Below are 4,589 nucleotides of genomic sequence, written 5' to 3'. Positions count from 1 at the left end.
GGATTGCGGGGTATCAGCCGCATGGGCCCGAGGCATGCCTCGGGCGGGTTGGGCAGGACGCCCAACCCCGGTCTTGCCGTGTGCGCAGGACTGCGCACACGAGCAAGCGGCTGCCAAGCCTACACGGACGTACTTGCGGCGTCCCCGCAATCCGACACCGCCCCGCCAACCCACGGAATGCCCGCTGTTGCTGTTGCTTTGGCCTCTGCAGGTGCAGGGCGCAGCCCTGCAAAAGAGCCCCCTTACAGCGGCAGGGGTGCCTGCGCCGGATCGATCCGCCCTTCACCGCGGGTGATCTTCTTGAACTCCGCACGGCTGACCGACACGTAACGGTCGTTGCCACCGATCTCCACCTGTGGGCCGTCCTGTACCGCGTGGCCGTGCTCGTCCACGCGCACGGTCATCGTTGCCTTCTTGCCACTGTGACAGATGGTCTTGATTTCCTGCATCTCGTCGGCCCAGGCCAGCAGGTACTGGCTGCCTTCGAACAGCTCGCCGCGGAAGTCGGTGCGCAGCCCGTAGCACAGCACCGGAATGCGCAGCTGGTCGACCACCTCGCTGAGCTGCCAGACCTGCGCGCGGGTCAGGAACTGCGCCTCATCCACCAGCACGCAGCCCATGGGGCCGTTGACTGCCAGATCCTGTTCCACCCACCGCTGCAGGTCGGTGTCGCGGTCGAAGGCCATGCCATCGGCGCGCAGGCCGATGCGCGAGGCGACCACGCCGGCGCCGGCACGGTCGTCCAGGCGCGGGGTCAGGATCGCCACCCGCATGCCGCGCTCGCGGTAATTGTGTGCGCTCTGCAGCAGGGTGGTGGTCTTGCCGGCGTTCATCGCCGAGTAGTAGAAGTAGAGCTTGGCCATCGCCCAATTCTAGTCGCCGCCCGGCCCGCCGTGGCGGATCTGCCGGGGAGCGCCGATCTCGATGCTGGGCGGTAGCCGGTGTTCTGCCAGGTCTGCTCCTGCAGGCTCAAGCAGGCGGCCGGTTTCCCGAAGGCGCCGTGGTAGTAGTCATCGCCGGTGACCGGCCGGCTGGCCTTCGGCCAGTACCCGATGCCGCTGCGCCGTAACCAGCCGCTGCCAGTAGCACCGGCACGAAGGTATCGATGGCACGGCAGGCGCGGCTCATCGCCCGGCTCTGGCCAGTTCCTCGTCCTGCCATTGCCGGTAGGCCACCGGGTCCCAGTAACGGGCCTGCTGGTGCTTCTCCGGTTGCAGCACGCGGGGCCCGGCATCGCCGCGGCCCTGGCTGCGCATGGCGCCGCTCCAGCCGGCGCGGCTGCCGGTCTGCTGCATGCTGCCGGCGCGCAGTTCGCGTTCCAGCCGCGGCGTGGCGGCGGGGTCGCCGAACTCGGCGTACAGCGTGCGGCCCTCGCGCACCGCGCGCTCGCGTTCGTCCGCTGACAGCGCCTCCCAGAAGCGTTCGCGCTGCACCACCAGCCACTCCGTGCCGCGCTCGGCCGCCAGGTCCATCCATGCATAGCCCAGGGCGCGGTCGGCCGGGCCGCCTTGCCCGTTCCACAGCATGTCGGCCAGCGCTGCCTGTGACAGCTTGTCGCCATAGCGCGCGGCATTGCGGAAGTTGTTGCGGGCTTCTTCGTCGCGGCCCCGTTTGCGGGCCTCCATGCCCAGCTGGCGGAAGCGCAGGTCCGGGTGGTAGACGAGGAACTCGTGCGACTGCAGCACGATCGTTTCATAGGCATCCGTGCGCGGCGGCGGGCCGGACCCGGCCGCAGGCATGGCCAGCAGGCCCAGCAGGGCGGCCGCAAGCGGCCGGGCAATGACATTCGAGGACATGGACCACGCTCCTGTGTTCCGGTGCCGATTCAATACCTTACGGCCGGGCACCACGCAAGTCAGGTGGGCCTGCCGGCACCCCGCTACAATCCTGTCCCCATGCACGGTCTGAATCCTCCCCAAGCTGCCGCGGTCCTGCACGTCGAAGGCCCGTTGCTGGTGCTCGCCGGCGCCGGCAGCGGCAAGACGCGCGTGATCGTGGAGAAGATCGCCCACCTGATCAGCTGTGGCCGCTACCCGGCCCGCCGCATCGCCGCGATCACCTTCACCAACAAGTCGGCCAAGGAAATGCGCGAGCGCGTGGCCAAGCGCCTGCGCGAGCAGGACGCCGACGAGGTGACCATCTGCACCTTCCATGCGCTGGGCCTGAAGTTCCTGCAGATCGAACATGCCGCCGTCGGCCTGAAGCGCGGCTTCTCGATCTTCGATGCCGATGATGCCGCCGCGCAGATCAAGGACCTGATGTACGGCGCCAAGCCCGATGACATCGAGGACATGAAGAACCTGGTGTCGCGCGCGAAGAACGCCGGCCTGTCGCCCGAACAGGCGATGGCTGCCGCGCGCAGCAACCGCGAGAAGGAAGCGGCCAGCGTCTACGAGCGTTACCAGCTGCGCTTGACTGCGTTCAATGCGGTCGACTTCGACGACCTGATCCGTTTGCCGGTGCAGATCCTGGAAGAGAACCCCGAGATCGCCCTGGCCTGGCGCGAGCGCATCGGCTACCTGCTGGTGGACGAATGCCAGGACACCAACGACGCGCAGTACCGCCTGCTCAAGCAGCTGGCCGGTGAGAAGGGCAACTTCACCTGCGTGGGCGACGATGACCAGTCGATCTACGCCTGGCGTGGCGCCAACCCGGAAAACCTGCAGCAGATGGGGCGTGATTACCCCGCGCTGGAGATCATCAAGCTGGAGCAGAACTACCGCTGCTCCAACCGCGTGCTGCGCGCGGCCAATGCGTTGATCGCCAACAATCCGCATGAGCACCTGAAGAAGCTGTGGAGCGACCAGGCCGACGGCGAGCGCATCCGCGTATGGGAATGCCGCAACAGCGAACATGAAGCGGAGAAGGTCGCTGCCGAGATTGCCTTCGTGGCGCAGTCGCGCAACGTGCCGTGGAGCGACTTCTGCATCCTGTTCCGTGGCAACTTCCAGTCGCGCCCGCTGGAAAAGGCGATGCAGCTGCTGCGCATCCCCTACCACCTGACCGGCGGCACCATGTTCCTGGAGCGCCAGGAAGTGAAGGACACGCTGGCCTGGCTGCGCCTGCTGGTGAACCCGGACGACGACACCGCGTTCATGCGTGCGGTGCAGTCACCCAAGCGCGACGTCGGTGCCGGCACGCTGGCCAAGCTGGCCGAACTGGCGCAGGAAAAGGACATGCCGATGGCGCAGGCCGCCGAGGCGATCGGGGCGCTGCAGCAGCTGCCACCGCGCGCGGCCAACAGCCTGGCGCGCTTCACCGACATCCTGCGCGACCTGCGTGCGCAGACCCGCCAGGTCACCTCCGGCGACATGATCCGCAAGGTGGCCAAGGAATCAGGGTTGTTGAGTGAGCTGCGCCAGCAGGCCAAGGAAGAGGCCAGCTACCAGCGCCGTGCCAACAACATCGAGGAACTGGCGCAGTGGTTCGAAAGCGGCCCGCGCGGTGCCACCGCCGCCGATCTGGCCGGCCAGCTGGCGCTGCTGTCGCGCAGCGACAAGGACGAGGGCGGCAACCAGGTGCGCATGATGACCATGCACGCTTCCAAGGGCCTGGAGTTCCCGTACGTGTTCATCGTTGGCTGCGAGGACGGCGTGCTGCCGCACCAGGTCAGCCTGGACGAGGGCAATCTGCAGGAAGAGCGTCGCCTGCTTTACGTGGGCATCACCCGCGCCAAGATCCAGCTGTGGATGAGTTACAGCAAGCTGACCCGCAAGTTCGGCGAGCACGTGCGGTTGAAGCCGAGCCGGTTCTTCGAGGAGATTCCGGCCGAGGAGATCCAGCGCGATGGTGCTGACCCGGTGGCCGATGCGGCACGCAAGAAGGAGCGGGCGAGTGCCGGGTTGGCGGCGATCGAGGCGTTGTTCGATTGACCCGGGGTCGGATCCTGTCCCGCAGGGAAGGGCTCTGACCCCAGGGCCGCCCTCAGGGGTCAGAGCCCTTCGCGTTGCGAAGGGATCCGACCCTCCAGTTCACGGAGGTCTGTGCATGCATCCCATTGAAAGCGAACGCCTGCGCCTGCGCGCGATCGAGCCCGACCGCGATGCGGCGCCGATGCTGGCGCTGTTGAATGATCCAGGCTTCGTGCGCTTCATCGGTGACCGCAACGTGCGCAGCGAGGAGCAGGCGCGTGAGTACATCGCGCTGCGGGTGCTGCACAGCTACGCGTTGAACGGGTTCGGCATGTATGCCATCGAGCGTTTGGCCGATGGCGCGTGGCTGGGCAATGCCGGGCTGGTGCGGCGTGATGGCCTGCCGGGGCCGGATATTGGTTATGCGGTGCTGTCCGAATTCGCCGGGCAGGGCTATGCCGGTGAGGCGGCGCGGGCGGTGTTCGCGCATGCGCGCGCTGAACTGGGCCTGCAGGATCTGTATGGCATTATTGATCTGGACAACGTGGTGTCCGGGAAGATCCTGCTGGGCCTGGGCATGCAGGAACGCGGGGTGATCCAGCTGCCGGGCGTGGACAGCCCGAGCCGGTTGTACGCCACGCCGGGCGCGGCCGAGGTTTGATGGTGGTGGGTGGCGCCCGGTGGGGGGCGCCCCCGCCGGCAGCCGCGCCGGTGCGCCCGGGGCGCCGGCAGTGCGGC

General features: G+C 67.7%; 4 protein-coding genes. 2 read left to right on the top strand and 2 right to left on the bottom strand.

Annotated features, from left to right (window positions below):
- Positions 1–242 precede the first annotated feature (242 nt).
- Both V3B30_RS13695 and V3B30_RS13690 read right to left on the bottom strand, forming a co-directional pair.
- Positions 243–863, bottom strand: coding sequence for a thymidine kinase (locus tag V3B30_RS13695; RefSeq protein WP_262084097.1), 621 nt, complete (start codon positions 861–863; stop codon positions 243–245).
- A gap of 261 nt (positions 864–1,124) precedes the next feature.
- Positions 1,125–1,796, bottom strand: a complete 672-nt coding sequence (locus tag V3B30_RS13690) for an SEL1-like repeat protein (protein WP_262084096.1) — start codon at positions 1,794–1,796, stop codon at positions 1,125–1,127.
- Between the two features lie 99 nt (positions 1,797–1,895).
- On the opposite strand from V3B30_RS13690, the gene V3B30_RS13685 reads away from it, so the two are divergent.
- Both V3B30_RS13685 and V3B30_RS13680 read left to right on the top strand, forming a co-directional pair.
- The gene (locus V3B30_RS13685; protein WP_262084095.1) at positions 1,896–3,872 is read left to right on the top strand and encodes a UvrD-helicase domain-containing protein; all 1,977 of its coding nucleotides are present in this window, start codon (positions 1,896–1,898) and stop codon (positions 3,870–3,872) included.
- Between the two features lie 115 nt (positions 3,873–3,987).
- The gene (locus V3B30_RS13680) at positions 3,988–4,512 is read left to right on the top strand and encodes a GNAT family N-acetyltransferase (RefSeq protein ID WP_262084094.1); all 525 of its coding nucleotides are present in this window, start codon (positions 3,988–3,990) and stop codon (positions 4,510–4,512) included.
- Positions 4,513–4,589 lie beyond the last annotated feature (77 nt).

It is taken from the genome of Stenotrophomonas sp. SMYL41 (assembly GCF_036319965.1).
GTDB lineage: Bacteria > Pseudomonadota > Gammaproteobacteria > Xanthomonadales > Xanthomonadaceae > Stenotrophomonas > Stenotrophomonas maltophilia_R.
The sequence above is the reverse complement of the archived record's forward strand: the minus strand, read 5'-3'. Positions and strand labels throughout refer to the sequence as shown.